Below are 21,339 nucleotides of genomic sequence, written 5' to 3'. Positions count from 1 at the left end.
TACACCTCTTTGAAATACGTTTATATTTAGTCTTTTAATAATTTTGAAAGTAAATCCATTATCTCATCTACTTTTTCATCTCCACTGTTATTTATAAAAGCATCTTTTACACAATGATTGAGATGCTGCTTTAAAATTAATAAGTTGGCTTTTTTTAACAATGACTGAGCGGCAACCATTTGATTAGATATGTCAATACAATACCTTCCATCTTCAATCATCTTTATTATTCCTTCAATTTGTCCTTTGGAAGTTTTTAAAGCTTGTATTGATTTTTTCTTTTCTTCGTTCATAGTACACCTCCTATGCCCCCTCCCTATGTGGGTGCATCTTGATTATAAAATAGCTATAGATTTATTTCAATAGTAATTTAACGTAATGCTGAAAAAACTTATTCATTTCCCGATAAACACCAATACAATACCTATAATCAATAAACAAATACAACAAAACTTTTCTCTAAGATTTTCCTCTTTAAAGATTATGCCACCTACAATTACAGAAATAAAGATGGATATTTTTCTAAGAGGCATAATTACCGATATTTAGCTTGAAGGAATATTTACTGCAATAAAATAGATTCTATCTGAAATAGTCAAAAGTAAACTCATAAGGGGTATGTTATAATCCAGCTTTATAGAAATTTTATCTTCTGATTTCCATTTCGTATATAGTAATGCTTCCATATTAAATATAGATATGAATAGGCAGAACCAAAACTGCATTTGCCCAGGGTTAATTGATCTTAAAGCTATCTTATCGATAGTTGCACTTATAACACAAATCACTGGATATCATAAAATAAAAGTAAGTATTTATTCTTAAATACTTTTGTTATTTCCTTTGAACCTACCTTACCTATAAAATAATAGGCTACTAACATTATTACAATACCTACACCTTGCAATAATCCAAGACTCTCTCCTAATATTATAATGCCTAAAATTATAGAAAACAGAGGGTTTACAGTATCAAAGGGTGTTACAATACTTATAGGCAGCTGCTTAATTGCAGTAAAACCTAATACCCAACTGAAAAATATAATGAAGGTCTTAATAAAAATTATAAGAATTTTATCCCCACTCAGATTAATAGCATTGCTGAATTCAAAGGATACAAAAATAAAACAAAATATAGAATAAAAAGCTAGTACACTTACTACGGAATTTTGTTTAAATGCTTTCTTTTTAGTTATATCCCAAAACCCAATAAAATTCCAAATATAATTACCATCCAAAGCCACGAATACATCTACATCCACTCCTTAAGTTAGACAATTGCCTTTATGTCCTTATTTTTCCACCACCAAAAACTTTATTTAGTATATCACATTATATTGAAACTTAATATACCTCTAAGCTACTATATCACCTTAACTTTTACGGTTTTTTACTATCTTTCTTTCTCCTATAATGATATAATTTAATGAAACATAATTGTCATTATAACTATTTTTTGCAGTTAATATTTAATAAATATTAAGGGGGGATTACTATATAGAGTCACAAACTTATGCTTTGTAACCCTATATAACATAATTATGAAATATAAAACGAAAAAAAGCTTATTAGCAGACATAGCCCTATTATTCACAACAATGATATGGGGTGGTGGCTTTGTTGCAGTTAAAGATGCTTTAAATAGCATAACACCTCTATATATGATGGCTGTGAGATTTTTAATTGCATCTATTTTGATGGCATTGATTTTTTTTAAAACTATAAAGAAAATTACTAAAAAAGATATTTTATATGGATGTATAGTTGGAATATTTTTGTTTACCGGCTTTGCAACACAGACTATAGGGCTGCAGTATACAACAGTAGGAAAGCAAGCCTTTCTCACAGCGACTTATGTAGTAATAATTCCGTTTTTGGTTTGGGCCGTGGAGAAAAAAAGACCAGATATATACTCTATTTTCTCTACAATATTAGCACTTTCAGGTATTGGATTTTTAAACCTTACAGATGGTTTTAAATTAAGTATGAATTTTGGCGACTGGCTCACACTTATATGTGCTGTATTTTTTGCTGCCCATATAGTAGCCATATCTCACTTTTCCAGAAAATCTAATCCTATAATACTTTCAGTTACTCAAATGCTATTTACCGGAATTCTATCTTTAATATCAGCCTTATTGTTTGAACCTAAATTTAATGGTATAAGCAAGGACGGCTTTATTAGTATTTTTTATCTTGTAGTATTTAGCACCATGATAGCATTTTTAATTCAAAATATTGCACAAAAATATGCTCATCCTAATCATGTTGGAATTATATTGTGTTTAGAATCTGTATTTGGAGCAATTTTATCTATAATAATCCTTAATGAAGTTTTTACATCACATATGATTTTAGGTTGCATGGCAATTTTTATTGCTATTCTAATCTCTGAAACTAAATTGAATTTTATAAAGACTCTTTTCAAATCTAAAGAAAAGGTTAATGCTAAAAACAGCATCAAGTGTAGTGAGTAGATACACTTGATGCTGTTTTTATCCGATGACTACCCGCTCTAATACTCCCACTTTCTTCAAAGTGAGAGTAAAGATCGGCTATGTCCCTGGATTCGTTCAACTAAGAATCAGCTGGGGTATGAAACCCCATCTGATTCAAGTTTCCACTTCATTTTATGCTGTTACGTCTTCGTTCATGTTATATTTAGATCTATCATGAACGTTCCAAGTAAAGGACAAGAATACTATAGAAAGTACACAGGATGCTAAAAGTAACATAAATCCGCCATCCCAGCTAAACTTATCAACTACCATACCCATTACTATTTCAGCTACAACCTGTCCACCCATATATCCAAATAGTCCTGTAAAACCAGCAGCAGTACCGCCTGCTTTTTTAGGTACCATATCCAATGCACTTACACCTATAAGCATAACCGGACCGTAAATTAATGCACCTATAGCTGCTAGTGTAACGTTTATAACAATAAGACTACTGCTATTCCAATAAACAAATACTCCTACGGTAACACCAATCATACATATTATGCCAATTGGAGCACGACGACCACTGAAGAATCTATCACTTATCCATCCAACTATTATAGTTCCTGGAATTGCTGCATATTCATATATCTGAAAAGCAATAGCTGTATCTTTATGGCTAAAATGTTTTGCTTCTTGCAGATATGTTGGAACCCAATTTATAACTCCATATCTAACAAGATATACAAAAACGTTTGCAATAGCAATATACCATAAATACTTATTATTTAATACATACTTAAATAGTATTTCTTTACCAGTCATTTCTCTTTCTCTGTCATCCACTTTTACCTCTGGATAGTCATTTTTGTACTCCTCTATTGGAGGAAGTCCAACGGATTGAGGAGTATCTTTAGCAAATACGATATATAATATACCACCGCAGATTGCTATTAACGCTGGTAAATAGAATAACCCCTTCCAACTTCCAAACATTGAAACACCTATTAATGCAATAACAGCAATAAATCCGCCGCCAACATTATGAGCAGTATTCCATATAGACATTTTAACACCACGTTCTCCGTCAGAGAACCAGTGAGTCATTGTTCTTCCACATGGAGGCCACCCCATTCCTTGAAACCATCCATTTAGAAACATTAATACAAACATAAAAGTAACACTTGTTGTTATTGGGAAAAATAAATTTACAATTCCTGAAAGTATTAATCCTGCAGCTAGGAAATATCTTGGATTTGATCTGTCTGATAAATTACCCATTACAAATTTGCTTATACCATAGGCTAATCCAAGAGCGGAAGCTACAAGTCCAAGTTGTGTTTTAGTAAAGCCTTCATGTACTAAGTAAGCTTTTGCTAATGAGAAATTGCTTCTAACAAAGTAGTAAATCATGTACCCTATATAGATACTTAAAAACACCTGTAATCTGTATCTTTTATAAGCTGGGTCAATTTTCTCTTTTGGCAGCCTCTCTATATATGAGGCCGGTTTAAAAATTCCAATCACTTTAACTTCTCCTCCTTTTCTAAATATACATTAAATGAGTATTTAAAGGTTAAAATGTTATACAATGTCATCATCTTCTTCATGAAATCTTTCTCTATCATGAATATTCCAAGTTAATGCAAGAAACACCGTCCCAAAAACACAGGCCGCAACAAGCATCATAAAGACTAAAGTCCAACCAATGTATTGAAGAGCTATCCCTATTGCCCAATCTGCCACTGCCGTTCCAAACAAATATCCAAACAAGCCTGTAAATCCAGCAGCTGTTCCCGCAGCCTTTTTTGGCACTATGTCTATGGCTGCGATTCCAACAAGAACAACTGGAACGTATATTAAGCAACCAATAAGCAGCAGTGCTATTACATCTACCGTATGGTTATCAGCTGGATTCATCCAGTAAACTAATATAGCCAGCGTTACAAATGTCATACAAATTGTTGAAACTGGGCCTCTACGGCCTTTAAAATACTTGTCACTAAGCCAACCTGAAACTAGTATTCCTGGTATTCCAGCATATTCATATAGGGAATAACACCACTGTGCCAACCACTCCGGTGCTCCTTTTACTGTTGTAAGATATACATTAGACCAATCTAGGATTCCATAACGAACCATATATACAAATATATTAGCTATAGCTAAATACCACAGGTACTTATTATTTAATACATACTTAAATAATATTTCCTTTGCATATAACTCTCTTTCTGGATCATCTACATGAATATCTGGATAATCATTTTTGTACTCTTCAATTGGCGGTAATCCGCAGGATTGAGGTGTATCTCTTAAAAATATCAAACACCCTATACCTATTAAAATAGAAATAATTGCCGGAAAGTAAAATAAACTCCTCCAAGTTCCAAAAAGAATTATTCCTATACTTGCTATAGATGCTACTATTCCTCCACCAAAGTTATGAGATACATTCCATATGGACATTTTCATTCCACGTTCTCCATCAGAAAACCAATGGGACATTACCCTTCCACAGGCTGGCCATCCCATTCCCTGAAACCATCCGTTTAAAAACATGAGAATCGTAATCAAAGTCAGATTAGAAGTAGTTCCTAACAAAATGCTAGTGATTCCTGAAAGTATAAGTCCAATAGGTAAAAATATCCTTGGATTGCTTCTATCGGAGATAACTCCCATAAGAAATTTACTTATGCCATAACTAAAAGGTAACACTGCTGCTGCAAAACCTAGTTTTCCTGAATCTAACCCTTCATTTATTAAATATGGCACCGCTAGTATAAAATTTTTTCTCACAAGATAATAGGCTGCATATCCGATAAATATACTTGTAAGTACTTGAAATCGCAGCTTTTTGTATACCTTGTCCACTTTTTCACCGGATAGATAAGGTTTACTCCCTGCTGGTTTTAAAAAATTCATCATTGTTTCTTAACTCCAAATCGATTTTCTAAGGAATGTATTTAATAGAATTACATTCCCAATTAATTACTATATACTAAATTAATCCATAATACAAACTAATATTCTAAATAAACCGATTTGTAGTTAACACTTTTAATAAACTTAACATTGTTAACATTATTAACTTAATTAACATTATATTCTCCTTTTTTAACCTTGTCAACGTTTTCTTAGGCATATATGTTTTATTTATCCAAACAAAAACTACTACTAAGCATATTTTAATAAACACACTAGTAGTAGTTTCTTAAACTTATTTTTGATATAAAATTGCATCTAATTCAAATTTTACTTACGATACGGTAACTGTATAATAAATTCACTGCCCTTATTTATTTCACTGTTAAGGGATATGGTGCCATCTAATTCGGATACTATATGTTTTACAATAGCTAAACCCAATCCTGTTCCTCCCTGGTTACGACTTCTAGATTTGTCCACCCTGTAAAACCTTTCAAATACTCTTGCTGCATCCTCTTTTGGTATACCAATTCCAGTATCTCTTATACTAATAAAGACAATTTCTTCTTTTATATATGCTAAAACTCTAACATTGCCACCTGACTGAGTATATTTTATGGCATTATCTATAAGATTTATTATCATCTGCTTAAACAAATTTCTGCTCCGTACATATAATGTAAAGTTTCTTTTTATAGATAAATCAATACATATATCTTTTTTACCTGCAGAGGGAGTCAACATATAAAGGATAGTATCCAATTCCTTATATATATTTATTTCTTCTAACTGGTCTAAAGAGGAACTCTTTTCCAAGTGTGATAAAAGAAGAATATCTTCAATAAGTCTTTTCAACCTTTCAACTTCTTCAGTTATAATATCTAAAAATCTCCTTCTTTTTTCAGCGTCCTCACCAGCTTTTCGCTTTATTGTCTCTACAAAACCCATTATTGTAGTTAGTGGTGTTTTCAATTCATGAGAAACATTAGCAACAAATTCACTTCTCATCCTTTCAAGATGCTTCACTTCTGTAATATCCTGCAAGATCACAATTATACCCTTTTCATCCGTTTGTACTTTAGTATCATAGTCAATCGGATTTGTATATACTTTAAATATTCTATCATTATTACAAGTTAATTTTACTTCTCTTTCTTTATGGATGTTATCATTAAAGGTTTCTTTAATTAAATTACACAGTTCCTGCTCTTCTATAATAGTCCTTAAATTATCTCCCATACCAAGACCTTTATGTAAATTTAGAATTCTCCTTACTGCAGGATTTAAAAGTATTATATTCCAATTAGAATCAATCGCCACCATTCCATGAGTTATACTATTTAAAATTGAATTCAATTGTGAATTTTTATAATCAAGCTGTGATATCATATTACTTATACTAAAGGACATATGATTAAAGCTATCTGCCAGTTCTTGAAGTTCATCTCTCGTCCTAATTTTAACTTTATGGTTAAAATTTCCTCTAGATATCTTTTTTGCAACATTATTTAACTTCTGAATGGGATTCATTATGTTATCTAAAAAAAAGCATCCAACAACCATAGCTACAAGAACACCTACAAGTATTGAGATTAATGTACAACTTAAGAATACTTTATTAAGATTATCGAAGCCATTAAGGGATACTCCAAGTCTTACAATAACTCTATTTTCATATACCTTTACTGGACTTAGTGCCACATATAAAATCTTCTCTCCACTAAACTTATCATATCTATCACTTGTACCAAATTTATTACGTAAACAGTTCTGTACTTCAAGCTTATCCATCTGATTTTCAGATATCAATTTATTGTTTTTAGAATCAGCTAATACATTTCCCTTATCATCTAAGAATGTTATTTCTGCATCTACTTGTGAAGAGAACCTTTGAGCTAAAAGAAGATAATCAACTTTGTCCTTTTTATCTACTAAATTTAAGAGGTTATTAGAAATTAATTTGCCATTACTAATAAGTTTATCCTGTAGATTTTTTATATAAAAAGTTCTTACAAAGCTTAAACATAAAGCCCCAGTAATTAAAGAGCCTATTATCAGTAAAATAATATAAGTTGTAAATAATTTTCTTCTCACGGCATCACCTGCTTAAATTCAATGTAGAATCTGCTTTCTATTAAGTAAAAATTACCCCTTGATCATGTAGCCAAGACCTCTTACTGTCTCTATATACTGAGGAAATTTATCGTTATCCTCTAATTTTTTCCTTAGTTTTCTTATATGTACATCTAAAGTTCTTGAATCACCAGCATTATTATATCCCCAAACTTCCTTTAATAGAACTTCTCTTGAAACCAATTGACCTTTATGCTTAATCAAGGTCTGTAATAATTTAAATTCTCTTAGGGTAAGCTCTATAATAATTCCTTTTTTCTTAACCTCATATTTATTATTATCTATTTCTATATCCCCTATTTGTATAATATCATTATTTCTATTTTCATCAATATGGGATTTACTAGCTACTCTTCTAAGGACAGCATCTATCCTTGCCAGTAGTTCATTTATACTAAAGGGCTTAGTTATATAATCATCTGCACCTAACTTAAGTCCTTGGACTTTGTCCTTCTCTTCTCTTTTTACCGTAAGCATTATTATAGGTATTTCGCTAGTACTCTTATTATTTCTTATTTTTCTGCAAACCTCAAATCCATCAATTCCTGGAAGCATAATGTCTAGCAATATAATATCTGGAATTTCCTTACTAGCAATATCTACTGCCTCTAACCCGTTGTAGCAGATTATTACATCAAACTCCTCTTCAAGATTTACAGCAATAAGTTCTGTTATATTAATTTCATCATCTACTATTAATACTTTTCCCCTCTTCATTAAAGATCTCCTTAAAACAATTTTTATATAACTAAGGTTATTATACAACTTTATACACAATAAAAAAATATAGACATCGATATTTACATCATTGACATCCATGAAAAATTTTAACTTAAGTACGGTATCATATACCTCAGCATAAGTTAGATTTCTCCATTAAAATTCTATAGGGAAGCTGCATAATTATTTATTATGTTGTATACTCCATTATTGTTGTTACTTTCTGCTATAAAATTAGCATGTTTCTTTACATCCTCCGGTGCATTTTCCATAGCATAGCTGTAATGTGCTGCTTTAAACATAGTTAGATCATTATAATAATCCCCAAAGACCATTGTATTTTTTTCACTAATATTAAATTTCTCTTGGAGCATTTTTATAGCATTGCCTTTACTTACGCCCTTATTTGTAATGTCTATCCAATTACTTCCTGATACCACAAATTCAAGATTATCATTTAAATTACTTTTTAAATATTCTAGTATTGCTGGTTTTACACCATCTTTTACATAGTAGGTCATTCTGTAAATAGGACATTTTACTTCCTCAAAGGATTTTACAACTGCTGCCGGTACTGATACATGATTAAATATAGCAAGCATATGCTCAGAAGGATTTGCAATGTATGCTGTAGTATCTGATGCTAAAAATAGTTCCTCACCTAACTCACGTTTAAAGTTCACTACAGTTTTTATATCTTCTTTTAGGATACAGTTCGAATAGAGAACTTTGCCGGATTTATGATATTTTATCAAAGCACCATTGTGTGCAATAAAAAGCATATCAGAGTTAACTTTTTCAAAATTTTCACTAAGCTGAGAATAAAACCTTCCACTAGCTGCTGCAAAGATTATTTTCTTTTCAGTTAAATATTCTATTAAGTCGAAAATCTTTTCATTAATTTTTCCATGATCATTTATCAAGGTACCATCTAGATCTGTTGCTATAAGTTTGATCATTAATTATTCCTCCAAATGTATAATAAAATTATAGAATAATAGTAACATAAATTTCGTCTCTTCTCAAAGTATGGTTCTACAATTAAATAAACAAGTACTATTATCTTAAAACAGAAAAATAACTCCATAAATAAGTGATATCTCACATTTATGGAGCATTCTGAGCCTTAACATATTTAATACGATTAAATTGTTATATTTCCATAATTATTGGTAAAATAATAGGATTTCTTCTTGTTTTACTGTATAAGAACTGACCTAATGAATTTTTGATGTTAGACTTTATTACAAACCATTCTGTAATTTTTCTTTCCATACATTTATCTAACTCTGCTTTTACTACTTCTGTTGCTTCACTTATTAAATCTCCTGATTCTCTTACAAAAATAAATCCTCTTGTAACAATATCCGGCCCCGAAAGTATACTAAAGGATGCTTTATCTATTGTTACAACTACTGTCAATATGCCATCCTGTGACAGATGTCTTCTATCTCGAAGTACTACATTTCCTACATCACCAATTCCAATACCATCTACCATAATGGAACCTGATGTTACTACTCCCGATTTTCTGGCAGCATTTCTACTTAATTCTAGCACCTGGCCAGTTTCTAAAATGAATATATTTTTAGCATCCATACCAAGGTTTTCAGCTAGTAATTTATGTTGTTTTAGATGCCTATATTCGCCATGAACAGGCATGAAAAACTTAGGCTTAATCAAAGTGTGCATTAATTTCAGTTCTTCCTGACAAGCATGACCTGAAACATGAATTTCTTCTTTAGCATCATAGATTACCTCTGCGCCCTTACTAAATAGTTCATCTATTAATCTGGATATTAGCTTTCTATTCCCCGGAATAGGCGAAGCTGATATAATTACTAAATCTCCCTTTGTAATTGTAATATTTTTATGATTTGAAGAAGCAATTCTCGAAAGAGCAGACATTGGTTCTCCTTGACTTCCTGTAGTTATAATAGTTATTCTCTCTGATGGATATTTATTAATATCCTCTACGCTTATAAGTTGATCTTCCGGCAACTGCATATATCCTAACTCTATTGCTATTGCAGATATTTTTTCCATGCTTCTTCCACTAAAAGCAACTTTTCTTCCATAAGACAAAGATGCATTAATAATTTGTTGAATTCTATTGATATTTGATGCAAAGGTAGCCACAATTACTCTACCCTTTGACCTTTCAAAAATCCTTGTTAGGTTTTCTCCTATAATCTTTTCTGAAACTGTATAGCCAGAACGTTCAGCATTAGTACTATCTGCCATTAATAACAGTACCTTTTCAGTTCCTAGCTTTGCAAAACGATGAAGGTTTATTACTTTTCCATCTATAGGTGTATAATCTATTTTAAAATCTCCTGTATGAACTATAACACCTTCAGGGGTATGTATCGCCAATGCACAGGCATCTGCAATACTGTGGCAGGTTCTTATAAATTCAACTCTAAATTTTTCGGTTTTAACCTCCTCTCCTTGCTTAACCTCACTCAGTGTACAATCAGATAGTATTTTATGTTCTTCTAATTTACTTTTTACCAAACTTAAAGTCAATTTTGTTCCATAAACCGCTACATTTAGTTGCTTAAGAACATATGGAAGCGCACCTATATGGTCTTCATGTCCATGAGTTAAAAAGAATCCTTTTACCTTTTCTCTATTATTTAGCAGATATGTTATATTAGGTATAACTAAATCTACACCATACATTTCTGCATCTGGAAAGGCTAAGCCACAATCTATAACAATAATTTCATTATCATACTCTATAGCTGTGATATTTTTTCCTATTTCCCCTAGTCCTCCTAGAGGTATAACTTTTACTTTACTTATATTTTTATTTATCATCTAATCTCCTGTCTAGTAAAGAATCTTCCTTACCATCAATTTTATTTCCTACAAAAATAATGATTTAATTTTCTTTATTTTTATTAAGCTTCTCTCATAAATTTTCTTTGCTACTATGTAAATCTATAATATATTATATATCATATACTATATATTATCAAACTCAATTATAAATGGTCATAGTTACTTTATTCCCATCTAGTGGAATTTTTTAGTGTAATTTCTATTAACTTACTCATAGCAAGGGATATTCTCTTATTTTTATGATAGACAAGTTGCGTTAAATATTTATCAAAGGGTTCCTTTAACTCTAACATTTTAAGACTTCCATTATTTATTTCATTTTTAACTGCATAATAAGGTAATACTGAAATCCCTAGTCCATTTATTACACACTTTTTAATAGCCTCTATACTTGAAAATTCTAGTGGATTTAAATATTTTATTTTTTTCTCTTTTAAATACTTTTCAAAAGATATTCTAAAGCTGCAACCTCTTTCACTAAATATAATATTTTCTTTTGAAATCTGATTTTCACAATTTGTTGATAAACCTTCTAATGATTCATCAGATTCACTAATAATGACCATGGATTCATCTTTTAAATTTCTAACAATTAAATCCCTATCATTAATTTTAGGTTCAATAGTAAATATAATATCCAATTCTCCACTATGTAGCCTGCTCCTCAAATCACTGCAAATAGAATTTCTAAGAATAATGTTTACCTTTGGAAAACTTCTTTTATATTCCTTTAGAATTTTTCCCAAACGGTATACGGATAATGACTCACCTGCCCCAATAATTATATCTCCAGAAACCCCCTTCTGTTCTGCAGTTATGTTTTTAATTTCTTTGTATAGCTGTAGCATTTGCCTAGCATAGGGTACTAATTCTTTACCAACATTAGTCAAAAGAATTTTTTTACCTAATCGATCAAATAAAGCATCACCTATTTCATCTTCTAAAATTTGAATATGGGCTGTTATTGTAGACTGGGCATATCCCAAGTGATCTGCTGCTTTTGTAAATCCTCCAAGTTCAACTATAGAAATAAAGGTTTGTAAATGTCTAATCTCCATTCTTCTCATCCTTCTTTTTATTAAATCTGTAATATTACAATATCACATTTTTCGATTATTTAATTCATTTATTTCAATTTTACTGATAGTACATATAGGTTTATACTATAGGCATCAAGTCTGAAGCTTGGCTTATGTTTGTTATTCCTATAGGAACTTATTGTCACTGATCTCGCATCTTGTAAAGCTGAGAGATTAGCGGCAGTTAGTTATCGAGTAGCTTTAAATTCTTAATAGTTGGGAATTTATATCCATATGAATACCAGCAGTAAGTTAATGTATGAGGCTGAATATCTTAAAAGGAGATGGTTGACTATGAAAAAAGTATTATTACTTCTTGCTAATGGCTTTGAAGCAGTGGAAGCAAGTGTTTTTACAGACGTTATAGGATGGAACAGATTAGAAGGTGATGGCACTACCGATTTAGTAACAGTAGGATTAAGGAATAAGATTAAATGTACCTGGAACTTTACAGTAATTCCTGAACTGAAAGTAAGCGATGTAAATATTGATGAATTTGATGCCCTTGCAATACCAGGTGGCTTTGAAGAAGCAGGCTTTTATAAGGACGCCTACAGTGAAGATTTTTTAGACTTAATTAGAGAATTTGATAAATCAGGAAAAATAATAGCTTCAATCTGCGTTGGAGCTCTTCCTATTGGTAAAAGTGGAATACTGGCTGGAAGAAATGCTACTACTTATAAGTTGAACGGTATAAGACAAAAACAATTATCAGAATTTGGGGCAAAGGTTATTCCTGATAAACCAATTGTTTTAGATAAAAATATTATCACCTCCTATAACCCTGCAACTGCTTTTGATGTTGCCTTTAAACTTTTAGAGTTGCTTACATCTAAAGAAAACTGCAGTAACGTTAAGCATTTAATGGGATTTTAAAATATAAGAAAGACTGCTTCTTAGAATAATGTAGACTTCCTTATAGTACTTTAGTTTTTTTAAATTTAAGTTTATTTTTTAAGAATTACCAATATTTAATTTTAAAACAGCATAGAATATTATAAGATTTTAGTTAAATGCTATAATTAGAGATTTAACCATAGTAAAGGTAATTATTTTTAGTTATATATTAATAAATATTTCTATTCTATGAAAAGTGGTGATTAACATGGTTACTGTCAATTTATATATTTTGCTAATTATAGTTATCTTAACTGCTTTAATTTTTACACTGACCAATGGATTAAATGACGCTAGTTCAGTTGTAGCCACTTTTATAACCAGTGGTGCTGCCTCTCCTGCACAGGCAATTATACTTGCTTCGTTTTTTGGTTTGCTTGGAGCAATAATAGGCGGCAGTGCTGTTGCAAATACGGTATCAAAGATTGTAAATCTTCCACCAAGTCCATTTATATTGAAAATCCTACTTTCATCAATGATTGGTGCTATAACCTGGAATCTCATAACCTGGCATTTTGGTTTGCCATCAAGTTCAACTCATGCACTAGTCGGTGGATTAGTGGGCTCTGTCTGGATATCCAGCGGTGCAAATCATATTTTATGGGGATGGAATGAACTTTTTACTAAAGCTCCACACCTAGTTGGAATCATGAAGATTATCATCGGTTTAATTATCTCTCCAATTGCTGGTTTTACCGCAGCATATTTATTACAGGTAATTTCAAAAATAATCTTAAAAAATTCTAAATATGAGTTAAATAAAACAATCAACAAACTTCAATGGATTATGTCATCGCTTTTAGCATACAGTCACGGAGCTAATGATGCCCAAAAAGTTGTAGGTATTATTACTCTAGCAATTACCTGTGTTAATCATGTTTCCTTCAATACACCTCCATTATGGATAAGAATTATCTCAGGTTTAACTATGTTTGTTGGAACTATGTTTGGAGGATGGTCAATAATGAAAACCCTTGGCAGAGAAATATTTACCATAAGATCTCTTCACAGCCTTAACTCTCAGCTTTCTTCTGGTTGCTCCCTTATTCTTGCAACCACACTGGGAGCTCCTGTATCAACAACTCACGTTGTGGTCGGAAGCATTATGGGAGTTGGCGCAGGCGATGAGTATAAGTTAGTAAATTGGGGAATTGCAAAGGAAATACTAGCAGCTTGGCTTATAACTATCCCTGCATCAGCCTTGGTATCTGCTGCAGTTTTTGCTTTAGCAAATCTAGTTATTTAGTTGTTTTGGTTCCACATTAAATAACTAATATTGATTGACTTTTTTGTGAGGAGGAAATTTTATGCATAATAAAAAATTTATAGATAATCTATTCCCACCTAAATATGATTTTTATGAAATGCTTGTTGATCAAGCACGTTTAACGAATGAAGGTATCAACGCAATATTAGAATGGCTATCTGATAATGATAATCATGATAAATATAGTAATGTAATAAAACTTTCTGAAGAAGCGGATATCCTTCGTATAGACATGGAAAAAAAACTTATACAATCCTTTATAACTCCTTTTGACAGACAGGACATATATACAATATCTAAATCTATAGACAAGATATTGGATTATTCAAAGTCAACCGTAGAATCTATGGTTGACTATAATGTAGAATGCGACAATATTATTCTCTCTATGATAGAAGCACTAAACAAAGGCACCAGTGAACTTGCGGAAGCCTTGTCTATGCTTAAAGAAAATCCTTTAAATGCTGAAGACTTTGTACACCCTATGAGAGAAAAAGAAATCTCTATGGAGCAGCTTTATAGAAAGGGTATGGTTATCCAGTTCAATCATTCTGATACTTTAGAGGCTTTAAAAAGAAGAGAGGTTTATCTCCATATTAAGGATGCAGGGAAGTGTTTTGGTGATACGGTAGATGTTTTTCATAAGATTGTTGTCAGGTTGGTATAGTATTTATTAATTTTTATATCTTTACTTAGGGATATTCGTTTCATTAGTTGTTAAAAAGAGTAATTTCCCAATTGAAGTTATGCTTCCATTTCCGATAAAAAAGGGCTGTTGCACTAAGAATAATACTACAATATATTGTATGTAAATTTCTTAATGTAACAGCTCTTTTATTTCAATTACTTACCAAGTATCTGAGATATTTGTTGTTCAATGTTCTTATTTACTACGCCTTCTCCACCAAATATTGTACTTCCAGATAATTTACTATTTTTTAAGTATAAAATTTCATTGTCTGATAAGTTATCATTTACCAGAATAATTGGTGCATTATATTTTGCTGCGTATATACTTCCAACAAGGGCATCTGGGAAACTATTTCCTGTCGCTACACAAGCTTCATTACCTGTTAGGTTGAAATACTTGCCTACTTCAAGAGAAGTTTCAAAACGATCTTTGCCACCTATTCTTGTTACATTTGACTTTTCTATTGGTATAAGCTGAGATATACTACTTTCAACTGCTGAGCCTACTGAGCCTTCCAATCCTATAATAAATACCTTAGTTGGATTTATAGTTGAAATTTCCTTCTTTATTGTAACAGAAACTCCATCTTTTCTAACTAGTAATATAGGGTATTGATTCACCGCTGCAATACTGCTTACTGATAGTGCATCTGGATAGTTTTCACCTGAAACAACAACTACAGCAGTTTCCTTATTTACGTTTAACTTTTCTGCTATTTTTTCTGAAGTCTCATATCTGTCTACTCCACCTATTCTTGTTACATTATTAAAGCCGGCAGATACAACTTTATCCTCAAAATCTTTACCTAACACACCTTGTCCTCCAAGTAAATAAACACTACCTGTACTGTCCATATTAGATTTCATATAGGATAATACTTTTTCCTTTTCTTCATCTGTACTTCCTATAAGAAGCATTGGTGCATTTAATTTATATGCTAGTACACTTCCTGACAAAGCATCAGGATAGTCTTCTGAAGCCACAAGTACTACATTAGAAACTTTACTTGAGTAAGTTGCCTTTGCAACACTTAAAGCAGTATCTATTCTTGTTTGTCCAGCTAATCGTTGTACTCCTACTGCTTGACTTGAAGTATTTTCTGGGTTCATTCTAATATCCCATTTCACAATTTCCTGTTCTACTGAAATTACAGGGCTTATATACTTATGGTACCCATCTTTAGTTGCTACTATATAGTAATCCGAAGTAGGGAATACCATGAATCCATAGGCTCCTTTGTTGTCACTTACCTGTGGATTTTTATTATCATTTGGTTTAAATCCTTTTATAGCTGGAAGTGCTACTACTATATCTGGTGTCTTTCCTGCTGCTTTATTTCTATCTGTGTTTGCATAATACAGTGTAACATTTGCTCCTTCAATAACTTTTCCTGTTGTTACATCTGTTATTATTCCATATGGGTCAATTAATGTATTAGTTAAACTTACTTCTCCGTTAGATCCAACTTTAATTTCCATATTTCCAATAACAATCTTTTGCCCATTTCCTAAATCATAGGTTACTTCAAATTTATTATCTGTTCCCTTAGCTAGATTTTCAATTTTAACAGTTCCATCTGCTGCAATTGTAATAGGAGCACCTTCAGCTGTTGTAATAGACACTTTTGAAATATCCCCTAATGGACTTGTAGTTCCATCTGGTGCTTTTAATGATACAGCCTCTGAAACTTTCATTGAAATAGTTTTATTACCACTGCTGTCAGTAGTTACGCTGGCTGTTATACTTGAAACCTGATTTCCTGTACTTCCTTCTAATACAGAACCTGTAATAGTATTTGATGATGAGCTGCTTCCTGATGAACTACTAGAGCTACCACCATTACTGGAAGATGCCGGTGCTGGAAGATTTACTACACTACTTGTTATCGGTGTAAGTTCTGCAGTATTAAATAGTAACTGCGCTCCAGTAACTGCTGATGTATTAGTTGCACCAAGATCATCAAAGTTTGCTATACCTTCAATTGCTGCTACTGTTGTTGCTCCTGTTAATGTCCATGCACCACTATCATTTTTAGATGCTGTTATTTGAACTGTACTATTGTTTGTACATATGTTCCAATATTGATCCCTGATAGCAACTTTCGGCTGCTGCGCAAACTGTCCTCCATTTGAAGAAGGTGCTGTGATATCCTGAGTTAACTTGATTGAAGCTGCTGCCGCTGGTACTGGCGTTATTGTAATTGCAGTAGTATTTGGAGTATTTACTCCTTCTACACTGAATACTATATTTTGTGCTTCTGCATTGTTCAATGCCAAGTCTACGAATGACACACCTCTTTCAAAGTATATATTCTTTGTAGTAGATGGTGTTGTAATTTCTCCAAGTAGATTAATACTAGTGGCAAAATCATTACCAAGTACATTCAAAGAAGCCATAGACTGTATAATCCTTCCATAACTACAATTTGGTGCTGCTGTGTATCCTGATATGGTAACATTTTTTAAACCAGTAAAGTTGGTATCTGTGTTTCCACTTGAATCTTTAACAGTTATTCTAATTATGTTATCTACTCCAGCTATTGGTGTTGAATTTGCTGCAACAGCTTCCGCTGTATAGGCTGGTGTTGCTGCTGATCCTGATGCCACAGAAAATCTTTGTATTCTACTTGTAACGTCCGTAACATACACATTTCCCTGTGCATCTACTGCAATATCTCCATCTTCATTAAATTGTCCGTTGCTAGTTCCTGTTTCTCCAAAGGTAGCTAGCAGCTTTCCATTAGAATCAAATTTCTTTACACAATTTGAAACTGGATTTTGTTCTGTATTTTCATTCCAAAAATCATTTACCAATACAAAAACATTTCCTACACTGTCCACAGTTAAGCTCACTGGATAATGTAAGCCTGTCCATTCTGCGCCAGTTACAGTTTGCTGTTCAAGATTTAAGTTATACTTTTTTACTGTATATCCATCTACTTCTGTTACATATACATATCCATTTGTACGATCTATTGCAATTCCATAAGGAGCATTCGTACATGGAATCTCTTTATCTAAGGTTCCATTAACTCTGAATTTTAATATCTTCTTTTGATTAAAATCTGTAACATATATATTTCCCTGATTATCTAAGTCAACACTATAAGGTAAGCTATATTGACCTTCTCCAGTTCCTGCAGTTCCTATTTGAACAGGATTTTGTCCATTAGAATCATACTTTAGAACTTTTGGATTTTGAGTATATCCGTCTACTACATATATAGCAGAATTCGAAGTAACTACATCCGTTGGATAATTGAGCCCTGTAATAATTGCTGTGGCATTTCCACCAGCAGTATATTTATATACCTTGCCGTCTCCGTCATTTGCACTAGGACAACTAACTACATATTTATCATTACCGCTTATAGCAATGCCTCTGAGATTTGGGGATTGCTTGTCTATAGTTTCACGATATATGTAGTTTTCTGATTGACTTGGTACTGACGGATTTACTGTTAAGGTTATTGCACTACTTGTTACTGTCCCTAACGTATTGCTTACCTCCACCGTATAGCTTCCTGCATTAGCTACCTGTGCGTTTGGTATACTTAAAGTTGATGAATTTGCCCCTTCAATATCATTGCCATCCTTTTGCCATTGGTAGCTGATAGCTGACCCTGTGGCAATCACACTAAAGTTTGCTTCCTGACCTGTTGTTACCGTTTGTGCTGTTGATTGAGTTGCAATAGTTGGTGCCTTCAGTGCTATAATACTATTATTAACCGTGTCTATAAGATAGATATTTTTGCCACTGCTATCTATAGCTATGTTTGAAGAATCAGAAAAATCTGCTCCAACTTCTGTACAATTGCCATCAGGAGATATTTTATATACATCTCCATTATTTTCTAAAGTATCATTTATAACATAGACATTATCACCACTATCCACTACTACATCCCAAGGATTCCCAATGTCAGTGTTATTAGTATTAATAGCAGTAACTTGACTGTCATCATTAGCATCTATTTTATAGATTTTCTTACTTGGTTGTTCTGCAACGTATATATTGTCATTTCTCTCCACTGCTATTCCTGCTGGATTTGGATCTTGAATATTTAAATTTATTTCTGTAACACTATTATCGGAGGCATTTATTCTCTTTACATATCCACCATTCCAAGATGTATAGTAAATATCACCTTTGCTATTTACTGCTACATCAGTAATATTAAAATCACTTGTTGCTACAGGTGATATGCTACCATCTGTTATTTTCTTATAGATAGTACCTCCCCCTGCATCGATATTGTCTGTAAAATAAACAGTATTATTGTTATCTACTGCTACAGATATTGCGCTATGGGTTGTGTTTGATACCGTAGTTTTATCTCCATTAGCTGGATTTATTTTGACTATAGACGGACCATTACTCTCAGAAACATATACATTTCCACTTTTGTCCATAGCTATACCACTTGGATTTGCTAAACCTGATGTAATGACGCTGGCATCTTGTGACTGAGCTGGCAAAGCATTCGTTGCTGCATATACCTTCACACAATTTTGTGGAAGAATGCCAAATACCATTGCAAAAAGAGCTATTTTAGCTAATATTTTTTTGTACTTATCAAACATTTTTAAACTTTCACTTCCTTAAAATAACATTTTACCACATTAGGCATTGTATTCTTACCTAAGAGGTTATATCAATTATAAACACTAGTTACTTACAGATACCCCTTCGCTTTCCCCTGCTGCATTTATAGCTTTTAATATAAACGTATAATTTATACCTGACCTTAAACCTGTTACCATTATTGGACTTGCCTTTCCTGTTACTGTATAATTCCCAGGGCTTACGGTTACTGTATATTGTGTAATAGGACTTCCACCATCATTAGCTGGTGGTGTAAATCTAATAGTTGCTCGTCCATTTTTAATTGTTACTGTTGCATTAGTAGGACTTCCTGATACAGTTACTGTTGGAGCTTCTACCACAACCTTAACTGAAGTTGTTATATTGTTTGTGTTAACAACTCCTACTGGTGGTGTTATTGTTCCCATAAAGGTATAATTTCCTGCTGTATTGCCATTATATATCGGTGTACTGTTGTTATCCCAGGTAACCGCTGCACTTGTGGTTGTGTTGTCACTTAAAGTTATGGTTACAGTTTGTGGTAAGTTTACCGTTCCCAGGTTTGTCCCGTTTGCCACATTTATATCTGATATTGCTGTAGCTGTAGTTATGGTTAAATCCAGTGAATATACCAATTGTTTTACTGTTGGTTTATAGTTATTTTCACCATCCATAAAAGCAACATAAGGTGTTCCATTATCTACACGTATAACTGTATAGTATGCATTACTTTGTGAAAGTGCTGTTCCTAAAGGTTGAAAAGTACTACCATCGTACTTTGCTACTGTTGCTTTGTGACCATTTGCAACATCTGTATAAGCCATATAAGGTATTCCATTATTTACATACAAAGATATAGGATCTGCCTCATATCCTCCATTGCTTCCATGGGAGATTTCTCCTACTTCTTGCCAGGAATTAGAGATAAATTTTTTTACTGTTATACCAGAACCAAATCTATTTCTATGCGTATAGGGAACATAAGGTATCCCATTATCTATATATAACGATGTAAAGTTTACTGTATAATTTATAACTTCGGGTGTTCCTACTGTTTCCCAAGAACCATTGGCATATTTCTTTACTGTTAATGGACCTGGCCATACTGATTCGTCTATATAAGCTATATAAGGTATTCCATTATTATCTACGCAAAAAGATGCGCACTCCATATCAGTTGAAAATCCAGTTGTTCCTACAGGACTCCAAGAACTGCCATCAAATTTCATTACAGTTTCATACATACCATCGTTTGTATAGGAAATATAAGGCGTTCCATTATATATAGAGAGAGATGTATTGTATGCCGGCCCCTCTGAAAAACCAGCTGTCCCTAGGGACTTCCAGCTATATGCTGCATAAACTTTACCACAATCCACATAGAAAAAACCAATGACAAAAACTAAAAAAGCCAATAAAAACTTTGTTTTAAATTTGCTAATCATTTTCTTCCTCCTTGTAAAATTATTGTTGTTTCTTTACTAATTTATTACTTTCTGTTATCTAAAACAGAAAACTTGCCTTTTTTATAATATACTGTAAAGAAGTTATAATTCACCATTTCAACTAATCACTTCATACATACCACTTCCAATAACCTCCATTTCATTTAATAAACTTATCTGTCGCAAATTTAATTATACAAAAACTTTCTTACAAACCTCTGAAATTTTTGTTATATTTTTGAATTTGCAGACAAAAAAGGCATTCTATAGTTTTAAATTTAACAACTACAGAATGTATTTTATCTTCA

The 21,339-nt window shown here is 32.3% G+C and carries 16 protein-coding genes; 4 read left to right on the top strand and 12 right to left on the bottom strand.

Translation table 11 applies throughout. From position 1 onward, the window contains the following. Nucleotides 1-26: 26 nt before the first annotated feature. The 3 genes from CLMAG_RS20785 to CLMAG_RS33925 form a co-directional block, all read right to left on the bottom strand. A complete protein-coding gene (locus CLMAG_RS20785) occupies nucleotides 27-293 on the bottom strand; it encodes a metal-sensing transcriptional repressor (protein WP_066626919.1) in 267 nt (88 codons plus the stop codon). 252 nt (nucleotides 294-545) lie between these two features. Beyond that, nucleotides 546-788 carry a hypothetical protein gene (locus CLMAG_RS33930; protein WP_242873095.1) on the bottom strand — a complete coding sequence of 81 codons (243 nt, stop codon included), beginning with the start codon at nucleotides 786-788 and terminating at the stop codon, nucleotides 546-548. Continuing rightward, nucleotides 785-1,261: an EamA family transporter gene (locus CLMAG_RS33925; protein WP_242873094.1), complete on the bottom strand. Its 477-nt coding sequence runs from the start codon at nucleotides 1,259-1,261 to the stop codon at nucleotides 785-787. The genes CLMAG_RS33930 and CLMAG_RS33925 overlap by 4 nt, the downstream gene beginning before the upstream one ends. 279 nt (nucleotides 1,262-1,540) lie before the next feature. Between CLMAG_RS33925 and CLMAG_RS20775 the strand changes: the two genes are divergently transcribed. Continuing rightward, nucleotides 1,541-2,476 (top strand): DMT family transporter, encoded by a 936-nt coding sequence (locus CLMAG_RS20775; protein ID WP_139264184.1) that lies wholly within the window; start codon nucleotides 1,541-1,543, stop codon nucleotides 2,474-2,476. 153 nt (nucleotides 2,477-2,629) lie between these two features. Here the strand turns inward: CLMAG_RS20775 and glpT are convergent, their stop codons facing one another. The 7 genes from glpT to CLMAG_RS20740 form a co-directional block, all read right to left on the bottom strand. Then, nucleotides 2,630-3,964, bottom strand: coding sequence for a glycerol-3-phosphate transporter (glpT, locus tag CLMAG_RS20770; RefSeq protein ID WP_066627068.1), 1,335 nt, complete (start codon nucleotides 3,962-3,964; stop codon nucleotides 2,630-2,632). Nucleotides 3,965-4,024: 60 nt separating this feature from the next. After that, nucleotides 4,025-5,368 (bottom strand): phosphoglycerate transporter protein PgtP, encoded by a 1,344-nt coding sequence (gene pgtP / locus CLMAG_RS20765; RefSeq protein WP_066626916.1) that lies wholly within the window; start codon nucleotides 5,366-5,368, stop codon nucleotides 4,025-4,027. A gap of 327 nt (nucleotides 5,369-5,695) precedes the next feature. Continuing rightward, nucleotides 5,696-7,462: a two-component system histidine kinase PnpS gene (gene pnpS / locus CLMAG_RS20760; protein WP_066626915.1), complete on the bottom strand. Its 1,767-nt coding sequence runs from the start codon at nucleotides 7,460-7,462 to the stop codon at nucleotides 5,696-5,698. 51 nt (nucleotides 7,463-7,513) lie between these two features. Next, nucleotides 7,514-8,218, bottom strand: a complete 705-nt coding sequence (locus CLMAG_RS20755) for a response regulator transcription factor (RefSeq protein ID WP_066626913.1) — start codon at nucleotides 8,216-8,218, stop codon at nucleotides 7,514-7,516. A gap of 167 nt (nucleotides 8,219-8,385) precedes the next feature. After that, nucleotides 8,386-9,180, bottom strand: a complete 795-nt coding sequence (locus tag CLMAG_RS20750; protein ID WP_066626912.1) for a Cof-type HAD-IIB family hydrolase — start codon at nucleotides 9,178-9,180, stop codon at nucleotides 8,386-8,388. A gap of 193 nt (nucleotides 9,181-9,373) precedes the next feature. After that, nucleotides 9,374-11,044: a ribonuclease J gene (locus CLMAG_RS20745; protein ID WP_066626911.1), complete on the bottom strand. Its 1,671-nt coding sequence runs from the start codon at nucleotides 11,042-11,044 to the stop codon at nucleotides 9,374-9,376. Between the two features lie 188 nt (nucleotides 11,045-11,232). Continuing rightward, complete coding sequence (locus CLMAG_RS20740; RefSeq protein ID WP_066626909.1) at nucleotides 11,233-12,126, bottom strand: LysR family transcriptional regulator; 894 nt, start codon at nucleotides 12,124-12,126, stop codon at nucleotides 11,233-11,235. A gap of 315 nt (nucleotides 12,127-12,441) precedes the next feature. On the opposite strand from CLMAG_RS20740, the gene CLMAG_RS20735 reads away from it, so the two are divergent. From CLMAG_RS20735 to CLMAG_RS20725, 3 genes are all read left to right on the top strand, one after another. Further along, on the top strand, nucleotides 12,442-13,023 hold the full coding sequence (locus tag CLMAG_RS20735; RefSeq protein ID WP_066626907.1) for a DJ-1/PfpI family protein: 582 nt from the start codon (nucleotides 12,442-12,444) through the stop codon (nucleotides 13,021-13,023). A gap of 229 nt (nucleotides 13,024-13,252) precedes the next feature. Continuing rightward, the gene (locus tag CLMAG_RS20730) at nucleotides 13,253-14,290 is read left to right on the top strand and encodes an inorganic phosphate transporter (RefSeq protein WP_066626905.1); all 1,038 of its coding nucleotides are present in this window, start codon (nucleotides 13,253-13,255) and stop codon (nucleotides 14,288-14,290) included. A gap of 61 nt (nucleotides 14,291-14,351) precedes the next feature. Further along, complete coding sequence (locus CLMAG_RS20725; RefSeq protein ID WP_066626904.1) at nucleotides 14,352-14,978, top strand: DUF47 domain-containing protein; 627 nt, start codon at nucleotides 14,352-14,354, stop codon at nucleotides 14,976-14,978. Nucleotides 14,979-15,154: 176 nt separating this feature from the next. On the opposite strand, the gene CLMAG_RS20720 is transcribed toward CLMAG_RS20725, so the two are convergent. Together CLMAG_RS20720 and CLMAG_RS20715 are read right to left on the bottom strand one after the other, a co-directional pair. Further along, complete coding sequence (locus CLMAG_RS20720) at nucleotides 15,155-19,585, bottom strand: cell wall-binding repeat-containing protein (protein ID WP_066626903.1); 4,431 nt, start codon at nucleotides 19,583-19,585, stop codon at nucleotides 15,155-15,157. An 84-nt stretch (nucleotides 19,586-19,669) separates the two neighbouring features. Next, the gene (locus tag CLMAG_RS20715; protein WP_066626901.1) at nucleotides 19,670-21,031 is read right to left on the bottom strand and encodes a fibronectin type III domain-containing protein; all 1,362 of its coding nucleotides are present in this window, start codon (nucleotides 21,029-21,031) and stop codon (nucleotides 19,670-19,672) included. Nucleotides 21,032-21,339: the final 308 nt, after the last annotated feature.

It is taken from the genome of Clostridium magnum DSM 2767 (assembly GCF_001623875.1).
Taxonomy (GTDB): domain Bacteria; phylum Bacillota; class Clostridia; order Clostridiales; family Clostridiaceae; genus Clostridium_AM; species Clostridium_AM magnum.
Note: the sequence above shows the minus strand (reverse complement) of the source record. Positions and strands in the feature narration are given on the sequence as shown.

Excerpts from the sequence above, each read along its gene's own strand:
- CLMAG_RS20720 (WP_066626903.1), bottom strand. The coding sequence starts at position 19,585 with ATGTTTGATAAGTACAAAAAAATATTAGCTAAAATAGCTCTTTTTGCA.
- CLMAG_RS20725 (WP_066626904.1), top strand. The coding sequence starts at position 14,352 with ATGCATAATAAAAAATTTATAGATAATCTATTCCCACCTAAATATGAT.
- CLMAG_RS20740 (WP_066626909.1), bottom strand. The coding sequence starts at position 12,126 with ATGGAGATTAGACATTTACAAACCTTTATTTCTATAGTTGAACTTGGA.
- pgtP (WP_066626916.1), bottom strand. The coding sequence starts at position 5,368 with ATGATGAATTTTTTAAAACCAGCAGGGAGTAAACCTTATCTATCCGGT.
- CLMAG_RS20750 (WP_066626912.1), bottom strand. The coding sequence starts at position 9,180 with ATGATCAAACTTATAGCAACAGATCTAGATGGTACCTTGATAAATGAT.
- CLMAG_RS20735 (WP_066626907.1), top strand. The coding sequence starts at position 12,442 with ATGAAAAAAGTATTATTACTTCTTGCTAATGGCTTTGAAGCAGTGGAA.
- CLMAG_RS20775 (WP_139264184.1), top strand. The coding sequence starts at position 1,541 with ATGAAATATAAAACGAAAAAAAGCTTATTAGCAGACATAGCCCTATTA.
- CLMAG_RS20715 (WP_066626901.1), bottom strand. The coding sequence starts at position 21,031 with ATGATTAGCAAATTTAAAACAAAGTTTTTATTGGCTTTTTTAGTTTTT.
- CLMAG_RS20745 (WP_066626911.1), bottom strand. The coding sequence starts at position 11,044 with ATGATAAATAAAAATATAAGTAAAGTAAAAGTTATACCTCTAGGAGGA.
- CLMAG_RS20755 (WP_066626913.1), bottom strand. The coding sequence starts at position 8,218 with ATGAAGAGGGGAAAAGTATTAATAGTAGATGATGAAATTAATATAACA.
- CLMAG_RS20785 (WP_066626919.1), bottom strand. The coding sequence starts at position 293 with ATGAACGAAGAAAAGAAAAAATCAATACAAGCTTTAAAAACTTCCAAA.
- CLMAG_RS20730 (WP_066626905.1), top strand. The coding sequence starts at position 13,253 with ATGGTTACTGTCAATTTATATATTTTGCTAATTATAGTTATCTTAACT.